Annotated in this window: 14 protein-coding genes and 1 pseudogene; 2 read left to right on the forward strand and 13 right to left on the reverse strand. The window is 74.8% G+C overall.

Annotated elements, in window-relative coordinates; genetic code table 11:
- The 9 genes from ATM99_RS03190 to ATM99_RS03230 form a co-directional block, all read right to left on the reverse strand.
- Nucleotides 1–6,107 (reverse strand): fibronectin type III domain-containing protein (locus ATM99_RS03190; RefSeq protein WP_062101490.1); only part of this gene is annotated, 6,107 nt, incomplete at its 3' end.
- A 70-nt stretch (nucleotides 6,108–6,177) separates the two neighbouring features.
- Nucleotides 6,178–7,689, reverse strand: coding sequence for a serine/threonine-protein kinase (locus ATM99_RS03195; protein ID WP_062101491.1), 1,512 nt, complete (start codon nucleotides 7,687–7,689; stop codon nucleotides 6,178–6,180).
- Nucleotides 7,686–9,152 (reverse strand): FHA domain-containing protein, encoded by a 1,467-nt coding sequence (locus ATM99_RS03200; protein WP_062101492.1) that lies wholly within the window; start codon nucleotides 9,150–9,152, stop codon nucleotides 7,686–7,688. The genes ATM99_RS03195 and ATM99_RS03200 overlap by 4 nt, the downstream gene beginning before the upstream one ends.
- On the reverse strand, nucleotides 9,149–10,036 hold the full coding sequence (locus ATM99_RS03205) for a PP2C family serine/threonine-protein phosphatase (RefSeq protein ID WP_062101493.1): 888 nt from the start codon (nucleotides 10,034–10,036) through the stop codon (nucleotides 9,149–9,151). Before ATM99_RS03205 ends, ATM99_RS03200 begins: the two co-directional genes overlap by 4 nt.
- Nucleotides 10,037–10,127: 91 nt before the next feature.
- A complete protein-coding gene (locus tag ATM99_RS03210) occupies nucleotides 10,128–11,768 on the reverse strand; it encodes an alpha/beta hydrolase family protein (RefSeq protein WP_369797978.1) in 1,641 nt (546 codons plus the stop codon).
- A gap of 6 nt (nucleotides 11,769–11,774) precedes the next feature.
- A complete protein-coding gene (gene era, locus ATM99_RS03215; RefSeq protein WP_062101494.1) occupies nucleotides 11,775–12,695 on the reverse strand; it encodes a GTPase Era in 921 nt (306 codons plus the stop codon).
- Nucleotides 12,692–14,014: a hemolysin family protein gene (locus tag ATM99_RS03220; protein ID WP_062101495.1), complete on the reverse strand. Its 1,323-nt coding sequence runs from the start codon at nucleotides 14,012–14,014 to the stop codon at nucleotides 12,692–12,694. Before ATM99_RS03220 ends, era begins: the two co-directional genes overlap by 4 nt.
- The gene (gene ybeY, locus ATM99_RS03225; RefSeq protein WP_062101496.1) at nucleotides 14,011–14,463 is read right to left on the reverse strand and encodes an rRNA maturation RNase YbeY; all 453 of its coding nucleotides are present in this window, start codon (nucleotides 14,461–14,463) and stop codon (nucleotides 14,011–14,013) included. The genes ATM99_RS03220 and ybeY overlap by 4 nt, the downstream gene beginning before the upstream one ends.
- Nucleotides 14,460–15,461, reverse strand: coding sequence for a PhoH family protein (locus ATM99_RS03230; RefSeq protein WP_062101497.1), 1,002 nt, complete (start codon nucleotides 15,459–15,461; stop codon nucleotides 14,460–14,462). Before ATM99_RS03230 ends, ybeY begins: the two co-directional genes overlap by 4 nt.
- Nucleotides 15,462–15,736: 275 nt before the next feature.
- Between ATM99_RS03230 and ppdK the strand changes: the two genes are divergently transcribed.
- Nucleotides 15,737–18,454, forward strand: a complete 2,718-nt coding sequence (gene ppdK / locus ATM99_RS03235; RefSeq protein WP_062101498.1) for a pyruvate, phosphate dikinase — start codon at nucleotides 15,737–15,739, stop codon at nucleotides 18,452–18,454.
- Between the two features lie 112 nt (nucleotides 18,455–18,566).
- Here ppdK and ATM99_RS03240 read toward each other — a convergent pair whose 3' ends face one another.
- The 3 genes from ATM99_RS03240 to hrcA form a co-directional block, all read right to left on the reverse strand.
- Nucleotides 18,567–19,325, reverse strand: coding sequence for a 16S rRNA (uracil(1498)-N(3))-methyltransferase (locus tag ATM99_RS03240; protein ID WP_062101499.1), 759 nt, complete (start codon nucleotides 19,323–19,325; stop codon nucleotides 18,567–18,569).
- Nucleotides 19,322–20,446, reverse strand: coding sequence for a molecular chaperone DnaJ (gene dnaJ / locus ATM99_RS03245; RefSeq protein ID WP_062101500.1), 1,125 nt, complete (start codon nucleotides 20,444–20,446; stop codon nucleotides 19,322–19,324). The genes ATM99_RS03240 and dnaJ overlap by 4 nt, the downstream gene beginning before the upstream one ends.
- 82 nt (nucleotides 20,447–20,528) lie before the next feature.
- Complete coding sequence (hrcA, locus tag ATM99_RS03250; protein WP_062101501.1) at nucleotides 20,529–21,551, reverse strand: heat-inducible transcriptional repressor HrcA; 1,023 nt, start codon at nucleotides 21,549–21,551, stop codon at nucleotides 20,529–20,531.
- Nucleotides 21,552–21,731: 180 nt separating this feature from the next.
- Here hrcA and ATM99_RS03255 point away from each other — a divergent pair, with 180 nt between their 5' ends.
- Entirely contained in the window at nucleotides 21,732–22,601 is an 870-nt protein-coding gene (locus ATM99_RS03255; RefSeq protein ID WP_062101502.1) for a DUF3097 domain-containing protein, read from the forward strand.
- 63 nt (nucleotides 22,602–22,664) lie between these two features.
- Here the strand turns inward: ATM99_RS03255 and ATM99_RS19185 are convergent.
- Nucleotides 22,665–23,442, reverse strand: a pseudogene (locus ATM99_RS19185) (hypothetical protein); the annotation flags it as partial.

Below are 23,442 nucleotides of genomic sequence, written 5' to 3' on the forward strand. Positions count from 1 at the left end.
GGTTGGGGCGGCTGGGGCACCTTCCAGGTCGCGGTCGACGCGGTGCTCGTGCCGGTGCTGTTGCGGGCCTGCACAGTCACCACGACGTCGGACCCCGGGGGCGCGTCGCCGGGGACGTCGAAGACGTCCTGCAGTCGGTCGGCACCGAGCTGTCGCACGTCGTCGCGGCGGCCCTGCACCTTCCAGGTCACGACGTACTCGTAGTCGCTGCCGCCGTTCGCGTCCGGCGCGCTCCACGTCGCGGTCAGCTGCTTGCCGTCGGCGACGAGCGAGACCGGCCCCGGTGCCGACGGCGCCGTGCCCCAGCGCCCGACCGACACCGTGCGCGAACCCGGTGCGCTGCGCAGCTGGCTCCCCGAGACGGTCGTGCGCGCGGTGACCGTCACCGTCACGTCCGCACCCCAGACGGGGAAGTTCCAGCCCTCGACGTCCACGTCGACCGACGTGCCGGTCGCCTCGCCCGCGGCCTCGCCGCTCTGGCTCCGCACGCGCCACTCGTACGTCACCGCCGCGTCGCGGGCGTTGGCGTCGACGGCACCCCACGAGGCGCGCAGCACGGTCGGCCTGCCGAAGCGACCGGTCGCGGCCACGACGGGCTCGTTGACACCCGGCGTCCCCGGAGGCAGCGACGCGACGACCGCCCCGCTGGTCACGCCCTGGCCCTCGCCCTGGGCGTTCACGGCCGAGACGGTGAACGTGTAGGACTCGCCGCCGCGCAGGTCGCCGACCCGCGCCGAGGTCCCTCCCGGGACCTCGATCCGACGTCCGTCGGACACCGCGACCACGTAGCGCTCGACGCGCGCGCCGTTGCCGTCGGCCGCACCCCACGACACGCGCGCGGCGCCCTCGCCGACCAGCGCCTCGGCCTGCGGGGCACCCGGGGCACCCGGCAGCCCGTACGTCGACGCCGTCGTGGTCGCGACCGCCCCGGGACCCACCTTGTTGATCGCGCGCAGCTCGAACGTGTAGGTCTCGCCATTACGTGCCTGCTGGAATGCGAAGGAGCGCGCGTCGGCGCCGGGCCCGAAGGTGTCGCCGTTGCTGCCGCGGACGACGAGCTCGTAGCCCTTGATCGCGTCGCCGTTGGCGGCCGTGTCGCCCCACGTGACCGTGATCTGCCCGCCGAGCGGCGTGTCGACGCGCGACGCGGTCAGGCCCTGCGGTGCGCCGGGCGCCGCCGCAGGGATCTGGGCGCCCGACCACAGGCTCCAGCCGCTCGGCTCGGGAGCCTTGTTGTGCGCCCGGACACGGACCGTGTACGCGGTGCCGTTGACGAGGCCCTCGAACCGCTGCTGGGTCGACGACGTCGTGCGGGACGCGGGCCCCGACGCGGGCGCCGGGCTGATCTCGACGGTGTAGCTCGTGACGGGCGAGCCGTTCGACACCGGCGCGTCCCAGCTCGCCAGGACGGACCGGTCGCCGTAGTCGAGGGTCGGCGTGCCGGGCGTCTCCGGGACCGCGTCCGGGCGGGCCGGTGCGGACCGCGGCGACTCCTCGGACCAGCCGACCCGGTTCTTGGCCGCGACGGTGAAGGTGTACTCGACGTCGTTGGTGAGACCGTCGATCGTGCAGGTGGTGCTCGCGCACGTCTTGACGACCGATCCCGGCTGCGCGGTCACGCGGTACTCGGTGATCTGCTCGCCACGGTTGTCGGGCGCGGTCCACGACAGCACGACCGTGCGGTCGCGGACCTCGCCGATGCGGGGCGGGACGGGCGCGTCGGGCACGCCGCTGACACGGACCGAGATGCGGCCCTCGACCTCGCGCGAGGGGTCGCCGGTCACGTCGCGCACGCGGTAGCGGACCGTCATGTTGCCGATGAAGTCGGCGTTCGGCCGCACGGACACGCTGCTGGACGACGCGCTCGCCGTTCCGGCGCCGGCGGTCTCCACGAGCGCGCCGACCACCGTGAGCGGGCCGCGCTCGGGGAAAGGGTTGCTCGACCCCTCGAGCACCTGGACCGTCGACTCCTTGCCCTGCACGGCGTCGTCGAGGACGAAGTCGCGGACGGTCGCGCGCAGGCGCGAGCTCGCGATGACCTTGAGGTCCACGCCGACGTCCATGACGCCGCTGCGCCCGTACGTCAGCTGCATGTCGAGCCGGCCCGTCGTGCCCTTGGGCGTCGTGGCGTCGGCCGACACGCGCAGCTCGGTGCCCTCGAGCGTCGCCGAGAACCCCGCGGGCACCCCGGACACGAGCCGGTACCCGTAACGGTCGGCCGTCGACCCCGCGCTCTGCTCGGGGCCCGTGGTCAGGTTGCGCAGGTCGATGCGCGTCGGCGCCTCGCCGGGCGCGACCTCGAGGGTCTCCGGCTGGAAGGTCGGCGGGTGGTCGTCGACCGCGTACACCGTGATCTGCAGCGTGAGCAGCGTCGTGCGGGCCGTGGTGTCGGACGCACCGGTCGCGTCGGTCACGGGCACCGAGATCGAGGCGGGCCCGGCGTAGCCCTCGGCGGACGTGAACACGAGCGTGCGGACGTCCTGCACGAGCTCGGCCCCGTTGGAGCGCGTCGCGGAGACCTGCGTCGGGTCGGCGATGCTCGGCTCGCGGCCCGGCGCGACCTGCACGTGCTCGGCGAGCGGGATCGTCAGGGTCTCGCCGCTCGCGACGCGCAGCTCGGGTGCGCGCGGGCGCAGCTGCGGCGGGAAGAACCCGAGCGCGGGCACGGTGATGAACGCGTACGCGTCCGCCTCCGGCGCGGTGCGGTTGACCAGGCGGTACGGCACGGTCTGCGCGTGGTCGACGAGCGTCACCACGACCTGGCCGTCGGGCGCGATGCGCGCGACGTCGGCGTGCGACGCGGGCACCGACACCTCGAGGTCCGACAGCGGGCCCGACGGGTTCTGCGCGACCGCGAGCACGTCGACCGCGACCTCGGTCTTGCCGAGCGTGTCGATGGCCGGGACGACCACGTCACGCGCCACGGGAGGCTCGACGGGCGCGTCGTCGGTGACCGTGACGGTGAGCGTGCCGTAGTCGCTGCCGCCGACGTCGTTGCTGACGAGGTAGACGATCGGCACCACGCCGGGCGTCGACGGCGCGGTCACGACGATGCGCCGGCCCTGGATCTCGGCCTGCACGCCGTCGGGCGCCTCGATCGACTCGAGCGTCAGCTCGCGCCCCGTCGAGTCGATGTCGTTGGCCAGCACCCGCACCTCGACGCGCTGACCGGGGCGCAGCGTCACGGCGTCGTCGACCGCGACGACCCCCGACCCGGTGGTCGGGCGCGGGGCGATGCCGACGCGGACCGTGGCGACCGCCCGCTGACCGACCCAGTCCTCGACCGCGTAGGTGAACGTGTCGGTGCCGCGCGAGCCGGGCAGGGCCTCGTACTCGATCCAGTCCGCACCGACCTCGACCACGCGGCCGAGCGACGGCACCGCTGCGGGGCCGAGCAGCGTGACGCCGTCGCCGTCGTCGTCGATCCCCACGAGGGGCACCGGGATGCGCACGGTGTCACCCTCGAACACCCGGGCGACCAGGTCGCGCGGGCGCGGCGGCGACTTGGTCGCGGGGTCCGACTCGTGGACGCGCACCGTGACGGTCGCGGCCGTGACGTTGCCCGCGGTGTCGGCGACGGCGAACGTCGCGCGCGCCGTGAGCGCACGGTCGGGCGCCTGGTAGCGCAGCACGTCGCCCGAGACGAACAGCAGGCCGTCGCCCTCGGCGAGCGGCTCGGGCAGCTCGCGCAGCACCGTGAGCGCGTCACCGTCGGGGTCGGACGCGCCCTCGAGCACGGGGATCGTGACGACGCCGCCGGCGCGGACGGTCGCCTCGACGTTGGGGACGAACGGCGGCTGCGACGACGCCGACGGCGGGATGGGCTGCACGACGATCTCGCCGCGTGCCGACGCCGTGCCGTTCGAGACCTCGTAGCCCAGCAGCACGGGACCGTCGGGCGTGCGCTCGGCGCGGATCTGCACGTACCGCCGATCGAGCACCGCGACCTGCAGACCCGAGTCCTCGGGCGTGCTCACCGACTGCAGCACCAGCACGTTGTCCGCCGGGTCCTCGTCGTTCGCGAGCGGGTCGATCGTGACGCTGCCGCCCGCGGGGAGCAGCGCGATGTCACGGACCGCGATCGGCGGCTGCGCCTGCTCGGGCCACTCGCGCACGTCGATGCGGGCGATCCCCGTCGCCTGCTGCGGCGCGGCGGTCACCACGAACGGCACGTAGTACACGCCCGCGCGGGCCGCCCGGAACCCGAACGTGCCACCGGACAGGTCGGGCGTGATGGTCGCCCCGACGGTGTCGGACACCGACGCGAGACGCGCGGGCTCCGAGGACGCCGAGCGCACGGCGTCCAGCGGGCGCACGACGACCTCCTGGCCGACGTAGGTCACGGCGTGCACGGGGTCGATCTGGGGCGGCACCGACCCGGCCGCGCGCACGTCGACCACGACCTCGCCGTCGACCACGTTCGTGCCGTCCGACACCTGCACCTGGATGGTCGTGCGCCCGAGCCCGCCGCCGTCGGCGGTGTACGTGAGCACGCCGTCCTGCCGGAACCGCACCGAGCCGACCGTGACGTCGGCGGTCGCCCCGACCAGCAGCAGGTCGTCGCCGTCGGCGTCCTCGAAGTCCGCGAGGACGCCGTGCTCGACCCGACCGCCGGTCTCGACCGTCAGCGAGGACGTGCGGACCTGCACGGGCGCCTGGTCGCCCTGGCTGACCGTGAGCCGGACGGTCGCGGCCGCGGGCGCGTTGACGCCGCGACCGTCGTTGACGACGTACTCGAACTCGGCCGATCCGGTCGCGCCCTCCAGGACCCGCACCTGCAGCGCACGACCGCCGCGCACGGCCTCGACCGTGCCGAACTCGGCGGGCAGCGCACCGACCTGCGAGATCACGAGGATCCCGCAGTCGGACGACGAGTCGTTGTCGATCACGGGCAGGATGCGCGAGCGCCCGGCCCGCACGCCGAACTCGTCGTCGACGGCCACGGGCGGCGCGCTCTGGTCGCTGCACTCGGTGACGGGCTCCTGGGTGACCTCGCCGGACTCGGACTCCTCCTCGGAGTCCTGCGGCTCGTCCTCGGGCACGATGTCCTGCCAGTTCGGCACGCGCACCTGCGTGTCCTGCTGGGGCAGCCACACGCGGCCGGCGACGGTGTCGTTGAGCACGACGAGCCCGCGGTTCACCCGGAACGCGAGGCGGTCGCCCGAGGTCATGCCCTCGAGGTCCTCGACCTGCGCGTCGCGGCCCTGGCACAGGATCAGCGACGACCCGAGAGAGGACGCCCACGCGCCCTGCGCGCACTCACCCACGCGCACCGGCGCGGCGGGGGTCCCGGACCCGGTCGTCTCGTGCCGGCGCGGCGTCCCGCCGTCGAGGGGGACCTCCCACAGCGCGTCGCGGCTCGACAGCAGCACCGTGCTCGCCGCCGGCCCGGGCTGCTGCAGCACGAGGTCCTCGTCGTCGACCGTGACCTCGCCGCGCGTGGTCCGCACGGTCGAGCCGGACAGCACGACGAGCTCGTCGCCGACGGCCGTGACGGCGTCGACCTCGAGCGCCCCGAGCGTGCCCGCCTCCTCCGGCGCCACGGGCGAGGTCGCGGGGACGCGCGTCACGGTGCCGTCCTCGGGCGCGACGGCCAGGACCGCGCCGCTGCGCGCCACGACGGCCGCGCCGCCCTCGCCGAGCTGGAGGTCCGGCGCGTCGGCCGTGAGGTCCAGTCCGTCGAGCGAGGCGAGGTCGCGCACCCAGACGTCACCGGCGTCGTCGACGAACGCGGCACGCCCGGCCGCCATCGAGACGTCCGCGCCGCCGGTGGCCACGCGGGTCGTGGTCGCGACCGACGCGGGGTCCACGACCGACACGGTGGTCGGCTCGACCAGCAGCACCGCACCCTCGTCCTGCAGCACGTCGAAGTCGCCGCTCTCGGTGACGAGGCCGCCGTCGAGCTCCTCGACCGGGACGTTGTAGCGGCCGAGGCTGAGCTGGCTCGTGGCCGTGAGCCACACGCCTCCGTCGTTGAGGTCGACGCGCGCGAGCGGGAAGCCGCGGTCGACCAGAGCGAGCGTGAGGACGATCGCGGGAACGGTCACGACGGCGGCGACCGTGGAGACGGGTCGGCGCCGCCACGAGCCGGGGTGCCACCAGCTCACCGCGCACTCCCCCGGCCCGCCGCACGCACGCGGTCGGTCGCACGCACCCGGCTCACGGCACGCACCCGGCTCACTGCACGCACCCCTGCGCAGGACGCGCCGAACGTGCGCGGTCCGCTCGCACTGTCGACACCTCGATGCACACCTCACCCGTCGCCTGCTCCGCGGGGACGGTGACGGTCGCGTCGTCGACCAGCTCGAGCGTCGGCTCGCCCGTCACCGTCAGCACCCCCCACAGGTACCTGTCCCCGTCCTGCGGGTCGGGATTCTGCCACGTGAACGTGACGGAACCGTCCGCGGCGCGGGTCCCGGCCAGCGAGTGCGGTGCCGGGACGGGTGCGGCCACGGGCTGGGTGTCGGGCGGCGCGAGGGTCTCGGAGGGCCCGACCGAGGTGCCGCCCCGGTCGCCGAGCGTCGCGTACGCGATCGCGGCCCCCGCGACCACGACGACGACGGCGGCCACGACGGCGGCGACGCGCGAACGCCGCCGCGGCGGCGGGTCGACCGGGACACCCGTCGGGGCCGGCGCGGGGGTCGACGGCGGTGCGACGAGCGTCGGACGCCCCACGACCACCGAGCGGGCCCGGGTCGCGGCCTCGTCCTCCGCCGTCGCGACGACGGGCGGCGCGGGCAGCGAGATGCCGCGCAGGCGGGTCGCGTCCTCGTCGACGGCGCCGGGGTCCGCCGCGGGACCCGCCGCGGGCGCCGCCGGCGCGTCGGGCAGGTCGAGGGGCGTGACGGGCAGGCGCAGCGCCGCCTCGACCTCCTGCAGCGCGCGCGCGACCGCGACGGCCGACGGGAACCGGCGCGAGGGGTGCTTCGACATCGCGCGCTCGAGCAGCGCCTGGAGCTGCGGCGGCACGTCCTCGCGCCCGACCGCGGGCAGCGGCGAGCGCTCGATGCGCGCGACGAGCTGCTGCGCGCTGTTGTTGCCGCCGGGCAGCTCGAAGGGCGACCGGCCGGCCAGCAGCGAGTAGACGGTCGCGCCGAGCGAGTAGACGTCGGACCGCTCGTCGCCGTGCGGGTGCTCGGCCAGCAGCTCGGGCGGCGACCACGGGATCGACATGCCGGTGGCCTGCACGCCCGGGCCGGTGGTGGCCGCGATGCCGAAGTCGGTCAGCGCGGGCCACCCGAAGTCGGTGGTCAGGACGTTGGCCGGCTTGATGTCGCGGTGCAGGATCCCCGCGCGGTGCGCGGTCTCGACGGCGGACGCGAGCCGCACGCCGATGCGCAGCACCTCGGCGACCGACATCCGCTCGGCGCGGTACCGCTCGGCCAGGCCCGGCCGCGAGCAGTACTCCATGACGAGGTACGGCCGACCGTCGGCCGCGATCGCCGCGTGGTGGATCGTGACGATCGACGGGTGGTGCGACAGCTGGGCCATGAGGTTGGCCTCGGTCTGGAACCGCTCGCGCACGTCGTCGTCGAGGCTGCCCGCGAGCAGCACCTTGACCGCGACGTCGCGTCGCGGCAGGTGCTGGCGGTACAGGAAGACGTCCGCGAAGCCGCCGAGCCCGAGCACGCGCACGTGCTCGTAGCCCGGCAGGTCCGGCGGCGCGGACGCCTCACGACGAGCTGTCACGCGGTGCGCTCCACGGTGAACGTCACGCCGTCGCCGAGGTCGACGACCTCGTCGGTGCCCACGACGCTCGGCTCCCCCGGGTGCAGGCGACGCACGCCCTCGCCCGGGCGCGAGACGTGCACGCCGTTGGTCGAGTCGAGGTCGGTGACCACGACGTGCTCACCCTCCGTGCGGACCTCGGCGTGGGTGCGCGAGATGTCCTGGTTGGGGCTCGGGACCGTGACCAGGCGCGGCAGCTCGCGGTTCGTGACGCGCGCGACCTGCGGCGCGCGGCCGAGCAGCACGGCGCGGTCGAGCGCGACGACGAGCCCCGTGGAGAGCACGAGACGGGCGGGCAGCGGCGCGGGCTCGGGTGCGGGGAAGGGACCGGGCACAGCGTCCTGGCTCCAGGTCGGCAGCCGGTCGCGCAGCCGCGCCAGGTCGCTCGACAGGATCGTCATGCCGTCGTGGTCGTCGGCCCCGCCGTCCTCGGGCGCGGTCGTCTCGGCCGGCGCGACGGCCGCGGCGACCGCCGCCGTGACACCGGGCGTCGGGCGACCACCGTCCGGGGCGGGGGCGGGCACGGCGGCGACAGGCTCGGGCTCGGGCTCGGGCTCGTGCCGCGAGACCGCGCCCAGCTGCCACCACGGGTCCTCGTCGACGGGCGCCGGCTCGGGTGCCGCGGGGGGCGTCTCGGCGGTGGCCTGGGTCCCGGACGGCGGCGCCACCGGGTCGGTCGTGACGCGCGGCTCCGGGACGGCGACGGCCTCCACCGGCGCGGGCTCGACGACCGGGGCTGCCGCCGGCACGGCCTCGGGCTCCGCGACCGGCCACGGCGACGACGCCGCGACCGGCTCGGGCCGCACGACGGGCTCCTCGACCGCGACAGGCTCCACGACCGCGACAGGCTCGGCGACCGCGACGGCCTCGGGCTCCGGGACCGCCTCCTGCTCCGCCGCCGCCGACGGCGGCGCCGCCGCGGTCACGACCGGCTGCTCGTGCGTCTGCGGCGTCGCGGGTGCCGGGGCCGCGCCGACGGTGGCGCCCGTGCGCAGCCCGCCCGCGCGCACGACGCCCCCGACCAGCGGCCGCCAGGACGCGCCCACGTCGTCGACGTCGTCGGTCACGAGCACCAGCCCGCGCACGCCGAGCGCCCGGTGCTCGGTCCAGACGGCACCGTCGCCGGCCGTGACCTCCTGCACGTCGTCGGCGCCGTGCAGGCGCAGCCGGACCGGGCCGCGCAGGACGGCGTGCACGGCGCCGTCGGCGTCCGTGCGCACGACCGCGAACCGCGGCAGCGACGCGAACCCGTCGGACGCGACCACGCCCAGCGCACCGAGCACGTCCCCGTCACCGCGCGCGACGCGCCACAGGCCGTCGATCACGTGCGCGGGCGCACCCGGCTCGACGAGTGCGAGGAACGCGTCGCCGACGACGGCGTCCCACCGCCCGTCCTGGTACTCGTGGTGGGCGCGCTCGGTCATGCGGGGTCCTCCTGGGCGTGGTCGGGCGTGGTCGCCGTGGTCGTGGGCGCCGGCGCGGTGGCCGCGGGCGAGCGCGGGACGGTCGCACCGTTGAGCATCTCGTCCCACAGGTGCGGACCGAGGTCCGGCGCTGACCGCGGGGACGTCACGTGCGCCTGCTCGACCGGGGTCGCGGCGGTCGCGACGTCCACGACGACGGCGCTCACGTTGTCGCGCCCGCCGCGTTCGAGAGCGTGCTGCACGAGCTGTGCCGCGGCGTCCTGGGGGTCGCTGACCGCGGCGACGACCCGCGCGATGTCGTCGTCCCCGAGCTCGCGCGTCAGTCCGTCGGTGCAGATGAGCAACCGGTCGCTGACCCCGGCGGGCAGCAGCCAGTAGTCGGGCTCGGGCGCCTCGCCCGTGCCGAGCGCACGCGTCAGGACGTGGCGCTCGGGGTGGCGGCGCGCACCGTCCGGTGTGATCTCCCCGGCGTCGAGGAGCTCCTGCACCACCGAGTGGTCGACGCTGACCTGCTCCAGCGCACCGTCCGCCCAGCGGTAGACCCGCGAGTCCCCGACGTTGAAGACCAGCCAGTACCAGCCCCCGTCGTGCTGCGTCACGGCGGCGCCGGCCACCGTCGTGCCGCCCCGACGCCCGCCCGTGAACTCCGTGCGGATGCGCGTCGACGTCCGGTCGAAGCACGCGTGGACGTCGTCCGACGTCGCGGACTGCTGACCGGCCAGCTGCGCGAACTCCTCGACCGCGATGCGGCTCGCGAGGTCACCGGCGTCGTGCCCGCCCATGCCGTCGGCGACGAGGAACACCGGCGGGTACGCCAGCAGCGCGTCCTCGTTCACCTCGCGGACGCGTCCCCGGTCCGTCGCCGAACCCCACGACGTGCGCACTGCACCACCCCGTCCTCGCCTGCCGAAGTCATCGGCGCACATGGTGCCTCACCTGAGCGGTGCGGTTCACGTGCGTCCGTCCAGTTCACCCTCAGATGCCCAGCTGGAAGACGCCCCAGTACGCGAGCACCACCAGCAGCACCGCCGATCCCGTGAGCACTCCCCACGTCGCGAAGCCGCGCACGACCCCCGGCGCCACCGCGGCACCGGCGTGGTGCACGTCGTGCACGCGCCGTGCCAGCAGCACCGCCGCGAGCACGGCCACGACGCCCAGCAGCCGGACCGCGACCCAGCCGCCCTGCACGACCCACGCGTTGCGCTCGTAGTCCATCGCGAGCCGCGCGATCGCGACGAGGTACCAGATGAGCGCGAGCACCGTCGCGACGGTGGCCGCGGCGAGCACCGTCAGCCGCGCGGCGACGCCCCGACCGAACCGCCGCGGGCGGTCCTCGACGGCGTCGCGTCGACCGCCGCGGCGCGTGGTGCGCTGCACGACCCGGCTCGCGCCCACGGCGGCACCGGCCAGCAGCATGAGCGCCGGCGCCCCGATGACGAGACCGAGCATGACGTCGCCGTCGCGCAGCCAGCGCGGCTGCGGGACCGGGCCGGCGACGTACGGCTGGAAGGGCTGGGCGCCGGCCACGTGCGGCTCGGCGTCCCGCGTGCCGGGCAGCCCGAGGACCCACCCCGACAGGTCGTCGAGGAACGCGGGCACGACCTGGCCACCCACCCGGATGCCGTGGTCGGCGTCCTGGTAGTAGCGCACCGTGACGTCCTCGTTCCCGGCGTGCGCGACGTCGTCGCGCACCTGCAGCGCACCCTGCACGATCGGCATCGACGCGTCACCCGTGCCGTAGACGACGAGCACGGGCTGCGTCATCCGCTGCTGCCACGGCCGGACCTCGAAGTCGGCGTACTCGAACCCGCCGCCGGGCATGGTCATGCCCACCGCGCGCGGGATCGCGCGGAACACGGCGTCGGGGACGCCCGTGTTGCGCAGGTACGCGTCGACGGCGAACGCGGCCTGCTGGCGCGGCGGCACGACGGGCGACGACACGAGCACGACCGCCTCGATCGACGGGTCGTCGACGGCCATCACGGGGGCGATCCAGCCACCCTCGCTCTCGGCGTAGACGCTGACGCGCGCGGGGTCGACCTCGGGCCGGTCCCGCAGCAGGTCGACCGAGCGCAGGTAGTCCTGGGCCATCGCGACGTAGTCGCGGTGCCGCGTGGTGTACGTGTCGAGCCGCTTGTCGGGGACCATCGCGACCACGCCGTGCTCGGCGAGCGCTCGCGCCTGCGCCGTGAACGCCTGCGCGAACTTCCCGGTGCCGGCACCGTGCACGAACACGACACCGGGCAGCGGGCCCGTCGCACCGACCGGCACGCTGATCCGCGCCTGCACGCTCGTGCCGTCCAGCGGCACGGTCACGACGACCTCGCGCACGTCGTACGTGCGCAGCGAGGGCGCGCCCCCGATCGCGGTGCGCGCGGTCTCGACCTCGACGACCCGCTCGAGCGGCTCGGGCGTCCAGCGGGGACCGAGGACGGCACCGACCACGGCGAGCAGCACCACGCCCAGCGCGACGCCCGCGACGACCCGGTAGAGGTTCTCGGGACGCCCCGCGGGCGCGCCGGGGTCGCGCCGGCGCACCACGCGACGCCACGTGGACGTGGGGGCGGTCGGCTCGGGGGCCCCGTCCTGCGGGAGCCCGGTCACCTCGGGGACCACGTCACCTCAGAAGCCCAGCCTGCCGAGCTGCTTGGGGTCGCGCTGCCAGTCCTTGGCGACCTTGACGTGCAGGTCCAGGAACACGCGTGCGCCGAGCAGGGCCTCGATCTGCGTGCGGGCACGCGTGCCGACGTCACGCAGGCGGGCACCGGCGCGGCCGATGACGATGGCCTTCTGGCTGTCGCGCTCGACGTACAGGTTGACCCGGACGTCGAGGAGCTGGCGCCCGTCGGCGCCGGGGGGCTGGTCGCGCGGCACGATCTCCTCGACGACCACGGCGAGCGAGTGCGGCAGCTCGTCGCGCACGCCCTCGAGCGCCGCCTCGCGGACGAGCTCGGCGACCATGACCTGCTCGGGCTCGTCGGTCAGCTCGCCCTCGGGGTACAGCGCCGGCCCCTCGGGCAGGTGCCCGACGAGCACGTCGGCGACGACGTCCACCTGGTAGCCGTCCTGCGCCGAGACGGGCACGACGTCCGCCCACGCGCCGAGCTGGTCGACCGCGATCAGCTGCTCGGCGAGCCGCTCCCGCGGCACCTTGTCGGCCTTGGTGACGACGGCGACGACCGGGACACCGGCGCGGCCCTCGGGCGAGAGCCGCGCGAGCTGCTCGGCGATGAACCGGTCACCGGGGCCGATCTTCTCGTCGGCGGGCAGGCAGAAACCCACGACGTCGACCTCGGTCAGGGTGTCGCGCACCAACGCGTTGAGCCGCTCGCCCAGGAGCGTGCGCGGCCGGTGCAGCCCGGGGGTGTCGACGAGCACGAGCTGGGCGTCCTCGCGGTGCACGATGCCGCGCACGACGTGCCGGGTGGTCTGCGGGCGGCCCGAGGTGATGGCGATCTTCTGCCCCACGAGCGCGTTGGTGAGCGTCGACTTGCCCGCGTTGGGGCGGCCGACGAAGCACGCGAAGCCGGACCGGTGCGTCATCGTGCTGCCTCCCCGCGTGCCTCGGACGCGGGCACACCACGTCCGGGCGTCCCGACCTGGTCGTCGTCGCTCGCGGCGCGGTGCACGAGCACCGTCGCGAGCCGCTTGCGGCGTCCCTCGACGCGCTCCGCCTCGAGCCGGAGCCCGTGGATCTCGCCCACCGACCCCGGGAGCGGCACCTTGCCCAGCGCCTTGGCGAGCAGTCCCGCTGCCGTGTCCACGTCCTCGTCCTCCACCTCGATGCCGAACAGGTCACCCAGCTCGTCGCGCCCCAGCCGCGCCGGGACACGGTAACCGCCGTCCGCGAGCTCCTCGACACCGGGTGCGCTCGTGTCGTGCTCGTCGGTCAGCTCGCCGACGATCTCCTCGAGCGCGTCCTCGATCGTCACCAGGCCCGCGATGCCGCCGTACTCGTCGACGACGAGCGCGATGTGGCTGGACCCGTCGCGCAGCTCGCGCAGCAGCTCGTCGACCGGCTTGGACTCCGGGACGTAGACGGGCGGGCGCACGAGCGACGACGCGGGCGCGTCGAGCGGGTCGTCGCCGGGCGCCGCGTCGCGGGCCGGGATGCGCCGCACGACGTCCTTGAGGTACAGCACCCCGAGCATGTCGTCGACCGAGTCCCCCACCACCGGGACGCGCGAGAAGCCCGAGCGCAGCAGCAGCGCGAGGACCTTGTGCAGGGGCGTGTCGGCGTGCGCCGTGATCATGTCGGTGCGCGGCACCATCACCTCGCGCGTGAGCGTGTCGCCCAGCTCCAGGACCGAGCGGAACATGTCGCGCTCGTCGTCCTCGATCGCGTCGGACTCGCTCGCGCGGTCGACCATGTCGCGCAGCTCGGTGTCGTCCACGCCGGCCGTGGTCACGGTCGTGTCGGCGCGGCGACCCACCCCGCCGGCGACGGCGGTCACCACGAGGAGCAGCCCCGACAGCGTCGCCAGCACGCCCACGGGGTGGCGACGGCCCATGCTGCGGGGGCTGACGCGCACCAGCAGGAACGCGACGACGGCGCACGCGGCGATCGCGAGCAGCGCGGTCGCCCACCAGGACAACGAGCCCGCGCTGATCGCGAGCGTGAGGCACACGGTCGCGGTCATCTCGCCCAGCAGCCGCACGAACGACGCGGCCTGCGCGACGCGCGTCGGGTCGTCGACGAGACGCCGCACGCGCGCGGCCGCCCCGGGGCGCTCCGCCTCGAGCTCGGCGACGCGCGAGCGCGTGACGCGCAGGACCGCGACCTCGCCGGCGGACAGCGCGGCCGCCAGGACGATGCCCACGACCGCGACGGCGACGAGCCCGACGACGGGCACGCCGTTCATCGACCGGCCAGGAACGTCAGCAGCAGCTGCCGCTGCAGCGCGAACATCTCCTTCTCCTCGTCGGGCTCGACGTGGTCGTACCCCAGCAGGTGCAGGATGCCGTGCGTCGTGAGCAGCAGCATCTCCTCGGCGGTCGAGTGCCCGGCCGCGCGGGCCTGGGTCGCCGCCACCTCGGGGCACAGCACGACGTCGCCCAGCACGCCGGGCCCCGCGGGGTCGCCCTCGCGACCGGGTCGCAGCTCGTCCATGGGGAACGACAGCACGTCGGTCGGCCCGGGCTCGTCCATCCAGCGCACGTGCAGGTCCGTCATCGTGGCCGTGTCGACCAGCCGCACGAACAGGTCGGCCTGCGGGTGCACGTGCATCGCGTCCATGACGTACCGGCCGAGCGCGGCGAACTCCGCCTCGTCGACCTCGACGCCCGACTCGTTGCTCACCTCGACGCTCATGCCCCGTCCCACCTCGCGTACGCGTCGATGATCTCTCCCACCAACCGGTGCCGGACGACGTCCTTCGACGTCAGCCGGCAGAACTCGACGTCCTCGACCCCCGCGAGGACCTTCTCGACGACCCGCAGCCCCGACGTGGTCGCGCTCGGCAGGTCGACCTGCGTGACGTCCCCCGTCACGACGACCTTGGACCCGAAGCCCAGGCGCGTGAGGAACATCTTCATCTGCTCGACCGACGTGTTCTGCGCCTCGTCGAGGATGATGAACGCGTCGTTGAGCGTGCGCCCGCGCATGTAGGCCAGCGGCGCGACCTCGATCGTGCCGGCCTCCATGAGCCGCGGGATCGACTCGGGGTCGACCATGTCGTGCAGCGCGTCGTACAGCGGCCGCAGGTACGGGTCGATCTTCTCCGACAGCGACCCGGGCAGGAACCCGAGCCGCTCGCCGGCCTCGACCGCGGGGCGCGTCAGCACGATGCGGTTGACCCTGCGCGCCTGCAGCGCCTGCACGGCCTTGGCCATCGCGAGGTACGTCTTGCCCGTGCCCGCCGGGCCGATGCCGAACGTCACGGTGTTGCGCTCGATCGCGTCGACGTAGTCCTTCTGCCCCGCGGTCTTGGCGCGGATCGTGCGCCCGCGCGTCGACAGGATGTTGAAGGTCAGGACGTCGGCGGGGCGTGCGCCGGAGTCGGCCGTGAGCATCGTCACGGACCGCTGCACGACCTCGGGGCTCAGCGGGGTGCCGGCCGCGGCCATCTCGACGAGCTCGTCGACCAGGCGCGTCACGAGCGCGACGTCACCGGCGGGGCCGGCGAGCGTGACCTCGTTGCCGCGCACGTGCACGTCGACCGTGGGGAAACCGTCCTCGACGCTGCGCAGCACCTCGTCGCGCAGGCCGAGCAGCTCGACCATCGACACGCCCGGCGGGACGGTGATGCGGTGCTCGACGCGCGCGTGCGGCGGTCCGGGGACGCTGGGGGTGTCGATGGGCTCGGCCATGTGCTCGGCGGCTGCCGTGCGCTCCTTCTGTCGTCGCTGCTCGTCAGCGCCCGTGGGTGCTCGTCGGCACGGGTCGGCGCTGGTCGGTGGCTGGTCGGTGCTGGTAGGTGCCCGGCTGCTGCGGGCTCCCCCCATCGTACGGCGCGGCCCGGCGCGGGGCCCGCGAGATTCTGCGCGATGGGCCCTTCGTCCCCGGGTGCGCGGGCCGGTGCGGGAGAACACTGGCAGCAGGCCGTCGGGCAACGGAGCCTGACGGGTGCGACCCAGGAGGCACCGTGGCCCGCTACGTGAAGGACTTCAGCGAGGGCGACAAGGACCAGAAGGACCTGCTCGGCGGCAAGGGGGCGAACCTCGCCGAGATGACGCGGCTCGGCCTGCCGGTCCCGCCCGGCTTCACGATCACGACCGAGGCGTGCCGCGCGTACCTGCGCAGCGGCGACGTGCCGGCGGAGCTGCGCGTCGAGGTGACGATGGCGGTCCGGCACCTCGAGGACGAGCTCGGGCGCCGGCTCGGGGACTTCCACGACCCGCTGCTGGTCTCGGTGCGCTCGGGCGCGAAGTTCTCGATGCCCGGGATGATGGAGACGGTCCTCAACGTCGGCCTCAACGACGCGTCCGTGCAGGGGCTGGCCGAGCTGTCGGGCGACGAGCGGTTCGCGTGGGACTCCTACCGCCGGCTGATCCAGATGTTCGGGCGCACGGTCCTGGGCATCGAGGCGGACCTGTTCGCCGACGCGCTGGACAAGGCGAAGGCCGGCCGCGGCGTCACCGCCGACGTCGACCTGGACGCGGACGACCTGCGCGCGCTGGTCGGCACGTACAAGCAGATCGTGCGCGACGAGTCGGGGCGCGAGTTCCCGCAGCACCCGCGCGAGCAGCTCGACATGGCGATCGTCGCGGTCCTGGACTCGTGGGGCACCGAGCGCGCGCGGCTGTACCGCCGCAAGGAGCGCATCCCCGACGACCTCGGCACGGCCGTCAACGTGTGCACGATGGTGTTCGGCAACCTCGGGCCGACGTCGGGCACGGGCGTCGCGTTCACGCGCGACCCCGCCACGGGGCGCACGGGCGACTACGGCGACTACCTCGTCAACGCGCAGGGCGAGGACGTGGTCGCCGGCATCCGCAACACGCTGTCGCTCGCCGACCTCGAGCGGGTCGACCCCGCGGCGTACGCCGAGCTGCGCCAGGCGATGCGCCGCCTCGAGACGCACTACCGCGACCTGTGCGACATCGAGTTCACGATCGAGCGCGGCAAGCTGTGGATGCTGCAGACCCGCGTCGGCAAGCGCACCGCGCCCGCGGCGTTCCGGATCGCGTGCCAGCTGGTCGACGAGCACCTCATCACGATGGACGAGGCGCTCTCGCGCGTGTCGGGCGCCCAGCTCGCGCAGCTGCAGTTCCCGCAGTTCGCGGCGGGTGCCGACGACGACGAGCGCGTCCTGCTCACGCGCGCGATGCCCGCGTCGCCGGGCGCCGCCGTGGGCGTGGCCGTGTTCGACCCCGCGACGGCGCAGGAGTGGGCCGCGGAGGGCAAGGACGTCGTGCTGGTGCGACGCGAGACGAACCCCGACGACCTCGGCGGCATGATCGCCGCGGTCGGCGTCCTCACCGCCCGCGGCGGCAAGACGTCGCACGCCGCGGTCGTCGCCCGCGGCATGGGTCGCACGTGCGTCGTCGGGGCCGAGGAGCTCGTGATCGACCCGGCCGCGCGCTCGCTGACGGCGCGCGGTCGCACGGTCCGGGAGGGCGACGTGCTCGCGATCGACGGCACGAGCGGCGAGGTCTTCCTCGGTGCCGTGCCCGTGGTCGCCTCCCCCGTGCAGCGCTACCTCGAGGACGGCCTCGACGCCGCTCTCGCCGAGGCGCCGGACGAGGAGACCGCCGACCTGGTGCGCGCGGTCGACCGGATCCTGCGGCACGCCGACGCGACGCGACGCCTGCACGTGCACGCCAACGCCGACACGGCGCAGGACGCCGCGCGGGCACGCAGCCTCGGTGCACAGGGCATCGGCCTGTGCCGCACCGAGCACATGTTCCTCGGCGAGCGGCGGGTGCTCGTCGAGCGGGTCGTGCTCGCGACGGACGGCACCGAGCAGCAGGCGGCGCTCGACGCGCTGCTGCCGCTGCAGCGGGCCGACTTCACCGACCTGCTCGCGGCGATGGACGGCCTGCCGACGACGATCCGGCTCATCGACCCGCCGCTGCACGAGTTCCTGCCCGACCTCACCGAGCTGTCCGTCAAGGTCGCGCTCGCGGCCGAGCGCGGCGAGGTCGACGACGGGGACGTGACCCTGCTGGCCGCGGTGCGGCGGATGCACGAGGCGAACCCGATGCTCGGGCTGCGCGGCGTGCGGCTCGGGCTCGTGGTGCCCGGGCTGTTCGACCTGCAGATCCGCGCCGTGTGCGAGGCGGTCGCGGCGCGGCTGGCCGACGGCGGCGACCCGCACGCCGAGATCATGGTGCCGCTCGTGGGCTCGGTGCAGGAGCTGCGGCTGGTCCGCGAGCGCGCCCTGACGATCATGGGGGAGGTCGCCGCCGAGCACGGCGTGCCGGTGGACCTGCCGGTCGGCTGCATGATCGAGCTGCCGCGTGCGGCGCTCACCGCCGACCGCCTCGCGACCCAGGCGCAGTTCTTCTCGTTCGGCACCAACGACCTCACGCAGACGACGTGGGGCTTCAGCCGCGACGACGTCGAGGGCGCGTTCTTCGCGCAGTACACCGCGAACGGCGTGCTGTCGGTGTCGCCGTTCGAGACGATCGACGTCAAGGGCGTCGGGCAGCTCGTCGAGACCGCGGTCCGGCTGGGCCGCGCGACGCGTCCCGACCTGACGCTGGGGGTGTGCGGCGAGCACGGGGGCGACCCCGAGTCCATCCGGTTCTTCGACGCCGTCGGCCTCGACTACGTGTCCTGCTCGCCGTTCCGCGTACCGGTCGCGCGGCTCGAGGCGGGCCGCGCGGCGGTCGAGCACGAGGGCAGCGACTCCCGCTGACCGGACGACGCACGGGCAGGGCTGGATCGCCCCCTCACCGCGAGAGCGCGATCCAGCGCGCACCTCACGACGAGAGCGCGATCCGGCGGTGCGTACCGCACCGGGGCGGGCGTCAGCCCCAGCGGCCGAGCCGGTCGGCGAGCATCGCGAGCGCGACGGGCCCCGCCGTCGACGTGCGCAGCACGTGCGGTCCGAGCCGGCACGTCAGCGCGCCCGCGTCGGTGAGCGACTCCAGCTCGCGGTCGCTGATCCCGCCCTCGGGGCCGACGACGACGAGCACGTCGCCGCCGTCCGGCAGCGCGGCCTCGTGCAGCGGGCGCGTCGCGCTCTCGTGCAGCACGAGCGCGACTCCCCCGGCGGCGACGACCGCGGCGACGTGCGCGACGAGCCCCTTGCCGTCGAGCGCCTGCTCGACCAGCGGCATGCACGCACGGCGCGACTGCTTGGTCGCGGCTCGCACGGTGCCGATCCACCGCGCCCGGCTCTTCTGCGCACGCTCGCCACGCCAGATCACGACGGACCGCTCGGCCTGCCACGGCACGACGACGTCGACCCCGACCTCGGTCGCCGCCTCGATCGCCATCTCGTCGCGGTCGCCCTTGGCGAGCGCCTGCACGAGCACGAGCCGCGGCACGGGTGCGGGCTCGCGCACGACGTCCTCGACGTCGACCCGCACGCCCTCGGGTCCCGCGGCACGCACGCGCCCGACGAGGCGGACGCCCGCGCCGTCGACGACGTCGACGCGCTCCCCCGGCCCGCGCCGCTGGACGACGCCCGCGTGCCGGCCCTCGGTGCCGTCGAGCAGGAACTCCCCGCCCACGACGACGTCGTCGAGCCGTCCGGCGTCGACGAGGAAGACGGGTGCGCTCACCGGCCCGAGAGCTTGTCGCGCAGCTTCGAGAACACCCCCGGGTGGGCGGCCGCGAGCCGCGCCTCGGGACGCTCCTCGCCGCGCAGCGCCGCGAGCCGACGCAGGAGCTCGGCCTGCTCGTCGTCCGCGGGCGTCGGCACCTGGACCTCGACGTGCACGTGCAGGTCGCCGCGGCCGCCGACGTGCAGGTGCCCGACCCCCAGGCCCTTGAGCGTGACCACCTGGCCGGGCTGCGTGCCCGGGCGCAGGTCCACCTCGCGCTCGCCGTCGAGGGTGTCCATCGTCACGACCGTGCCGAGCGCCGCGGCGGTCATCGGCACCTGGAGCGTGGCGTGCAGGTCGTCACCCTTGCGGACGAACGTCTCGTGCTTGCGCTCGCGCACCTCGAGGTACACGTCGCCGGCAGGGCCGCCGGCCGGACCGACCTCGCCCTGCCCGGTGAGCTTGATCCGGGTGCCCGTGTCGACACCGGCCGGCACGTCGACGGACAGCGTGCGGCGCGAGCGCACGCGACCCTCGCCCGCGCACTCGGTGCACGGCTCGGGGATGACGGTGCCGAACCCGTGGCACGCGGCGCACGGCTGGGTCGTCATGACGCGGCCGAGGAACGACTGCGCGACGCGCTGCACCGAGCCGCGCCCGCCGCACACGTCGCACGTGCGGGGCGAGGTGCCGGGCCGGCAGCACGTGCCGCCGCACGTGGGGCACTGCACGGCGGTGTCGACCTGGATCTCGCGGTGCACGCCGAAGGCGGCCTCCGCGAGGTCGAGGTCGAGGCGCACGAGCGCGTCCTGGCCGCGGCGGGCGCGCGGCGCCGGACCGCGGGGCGCACCGCCGCCGGCGGCACCGAAGAACGTCTCGAAGATGTCCTGGAAGCCGAAGCCGCCGCCCATGCCGCCGCCGGGCGACGACGGGTCGGCGCCCATGTCGTACGCGCGGCGCTTGTCGGGGTTGCCGAGCACGTCGTACGCGCGCGACACGTCCTTGAACCGCTCCTCCGTGGCCGCGTCCGAACCCGCGACGTCGGGGTGCAGCTCGCGCGCGAGCTTGCGGTACGCCTTCTTGACCTGCTCGGGCGTCGCGTCGCGCGGGACGCCGAGGATCTCGTAGTAGTCGCTCACGTGGCGTGGTGCTCGCTTCCTGCTCGTGCGGGGCGTGGACGGGCCTGCGCGGTGCGCCGGACGGCGCGGGCGCGGCGCGCCGTCAGCCCGCGAGGATCCGTGTCAGGTACCGGGCGACGGCACGCACCGCCGCCATCGTCTGGGGGTAGTCCATGCGCAGCGGGCCGACCGACCCGAGCACGGCGACCGAGGAGCCCTCGCCGCCGTACCCGCTGGTGACGATGCTGGTGTCGGCGAGTCCCTCGTGCTGCGTCTCGCGGCCGATGCGCACCGCGACGCCCGAGGCGTCCTCGGCCATCTCCGAGAGCAGCCGAAGGAGCACGACCTGCTCCTCGAGCGCCTCGAGGACCGGGCCGATGGTGTGCGGGAAGTCGGCGCCGGCGCTGCGGGCGAGGTGCGAGGCGCCCGCGACGACCACGCGCTCCTCGCTCTCCTGCGCGAGCGTCTCGGAGACGACCGCGACGACCGCGCGCACGAGGTCGCCGCCCGCGGGCGTGAACTCGGCCGCGAGGTCCCGCAGCGCACCGTCCAGCTCGGCCAGGCGCATGCCGGCGGCGGCGACGTTGAGCCGCACGCGCAGCCGCGCGACGACCGACTCGTCGAGGTCCTCGCCGAGCTCGAGCGTGCGCTGCTCGACGCGCCCGGTGGTCGTGATGATGACGACGAGCAGGTGGCGGGTGCCGACGGGGACGAGCTCGACGTGCCGCAGCGCCGAGCGTCGCAGCGACGGGTACTGCACGACGGCGACCTGGTGGGTCAGCTGTGCGAGCAGCCGCACCGCGCGGTCGATGACGTCGTCGAGGTCGACGGCCTCCTCGAGCAGCAGGCCGATCGCGCGCTTCTCGGCCGCCGACAGCGGCTTGACGCCGGCCAGCTGGTCGACGAAGACGCGGTACCCGAGGTCGGTGGGCACGCGCCCGGCCGACGTGTGGGGCTGCACGATGAGCCCCGCGTCCTCGAGCGCGGCCATGTCGTTGCGGATCGTGGCGGGCGAGACGCCGAGCGCGTGCCGCTCGGTGAGCGCGCGGGAGCCCACGGGCTCGCGCGTCGAGACGTAGTCCTCGACGATCGCGCGCAGCACGTCCAGCCGACGGTCCTCGCTCATCTCGCCTCCTCCGTCACGTCCGTCACGTCGGGCACGGGTGGCCCTGGTCCCCTTCTGCCCGCCCCCGGCGTAGCACTCGCCGGGGCCGAGTGCCAATTCTACGCGGTCGTCCCCCGGGGACCACGGCGGCGTCGCGCGTCGCTCGTCACGTCGCGGCGCCGACCTCCTAGAGTCACCCGCGTGACCGACGACCGCTACGGCTCCGACGTGCTGTCGGGCGACCGCTCCAGCAACCGCACGACCCACCACCGGCCCGCGCGCACGTCGCGCGACCAGCCCGCCGAGCGCGGCCTGGTCGTCGAGGACGTCGAGACCGGCTGGGTCGGCGCGGTCGTCCGCGTCGAGAAGTCCGGCGGGCAGCACGTCGTGGTCCTCGAGGACCGCCGCGGCCGCACGCGCACGTTCCGCCTCGGACCCGGGTTCTGGGTCGACGGCGAGCCGGTGGTCCTCACCGCGCCCGTGACGTCGCGCGCCCCCGCCCGGCCGACGCGCACGGCGTCCGGTTCGGTCGCCGTCCCCGACGCACCGGCGCGCGTCGCTCGCGGCTCGCGCATCTGGGTCGAAGGCAAGCACGACGCCGAGCTCGTCGAGAAGGTGTGGGGCGACGACCTGCGCGTCGAGGGCGTCGTGGTCGAGCTGCTCGACGGCGTGGACCACCTCGCCGAGGCGCTGCGCGACTTCCGTCCTACCGCCGACCGCCGGGTCGGCGTCCTCGTCGACCACCTCGTGCCCGGGTCCAAGGAGAGCCGGATCGCGGCCGAGGCCGTCCGCGGGACACCCGCCGGGACCGTCCTGGTGCTCGGCCACCCGTACGTCGACGTCTGGCAGGCGGTCCGGCCGGAGCGGCTGGGCCTGACGTCGTGGCCGACGATCGAGCGCGGCACCGAGTGGAAGCGCGGGATCCTGCGCGAGCTCGGCTGGCCGGCCGACGAGCAGGCGGACGTCGCGCGAGCCTGGCAGCGCATCCTGCGCTCGGTGCGCTCGTACGCCGACCTGGAGCCGAGCCTGCTGGGACGCGTCGAGGAGCTCATCGACTTCGTCACCGCGTGACGCGACGAGGCCCGCCCGGGGATCCCCGGGCGGGCCTCGTGGCGATCGCCGACGTCGAGGACGTCAGGCCGCGATCTGGCCGTTCGTGAGGCGGCGGTACGCGTACGCCGAGAACAGCGCGGCGACGGGCCCGGCGACCAGGACGCCGACGAAGCAGGCGATGAGGCCCACCACGACGATCGCGATCGCGACGAGGACCACGAGCACCGACGAGCCGACGTTGCGGGTCTGCAGCTGCACGGACTCACGGATCGCGTCGATCGCACCGAGGTCGCGGTCGATGATCAGGTGGTACGCGAAGAAGACGAAGAACGTGATCGCGAGCTGCGCGAGCTGCCCGAGGACCGGCACGAAGTACAGGACGCCGTTGGCGACCGCGAGCAGCAGGCCGAGCACGAACACCTGGGACACCTTCGAGAAGTCGAACATGTCGGCGAGCGACACGGGACGACCGCTGGTGACCTTGAGCGCCGTGCCGATCACGGCCGCGGTGAAGAGCGACCCGAGCAGGATCGAGACGGCCGTCACGACGGCGCCGCCGATCCCGGCCGAGGCCAGCGCGACGCCGGCGCCCATCGAGCTGCCGTCACGTGCGAGCAGCGAGCCGAAGCCGCCGAAGATGCCCGACACGATCGACGTCACGATGCCGATGCCGATGAACCACAGCAGCGTGCCGACCAGGAACGTCACCCAGTTCTGGCCGAACTTCGAGAACGACCACGAGAAGCCGTTGCCGATGTCGACCTGGCCCGGGGCGGGCGCGTACGGCTGGCCGTAGGGCTGCTGCCCGGGCTGCGGCTGCCCGTAGGGGGACGCGGGCGGCGGGGTGCCGTACCCCGGC

The organism is Cellulomonas sp. B6 (genome assembly GCF_001462455.1).
Classification (GTDB): Bacteria; Actinomycetota; Actinomycetes; order Actinomycetales; family Cellulomonadaceae; genus Cellulomonas.

Bases quoted from the DNA above. Each gene is read 5' to 3' on its own strand.
- ATM99_RS03200 (WP_062101492.1), bottom strand. From the start codon at position 9,152: ATGACCGAGCGCGCCCACCACGAGTACCAGGACGGGCGGTGGGACGCC.
- era (WP_062101494.1), bottom strand. From the start codon at position 12,695: ATGACGCACCGGTCCGGCTTCGCGTGCTTCGTCGGCCGCCCCAACGCG.
- ATM99_RS03220 (WP_062101495.1), bottom strand. From the start codon at position 14,014: ATGAACGGCGTGCCCGTCGTCGGGCTCGTCGCCGTCGCGGTCGTGGGC.
- ybeY (WP_062101496.1), bottom strand. From the start codon at position 14,463: ATGAGCGTCGAGGTGAGCAACGAGTCGGGCGTCGAGGTCGACGAGGCG.
- ATM99_RS03230 (WP_062101497.1), bottom strand. From the start codon at position 15,461: ATGGCCGAGCCCATCGACACCCCCAGCGTCCCCGGACCGCCGCACGCG.
- hrcA (WP_062101501.1), bottom strand. From the start codon at position 21,551: ATGAGCGAGGACCGTCGGCTGGACGTGCTGCGCGCGATCGTCGAGGAC.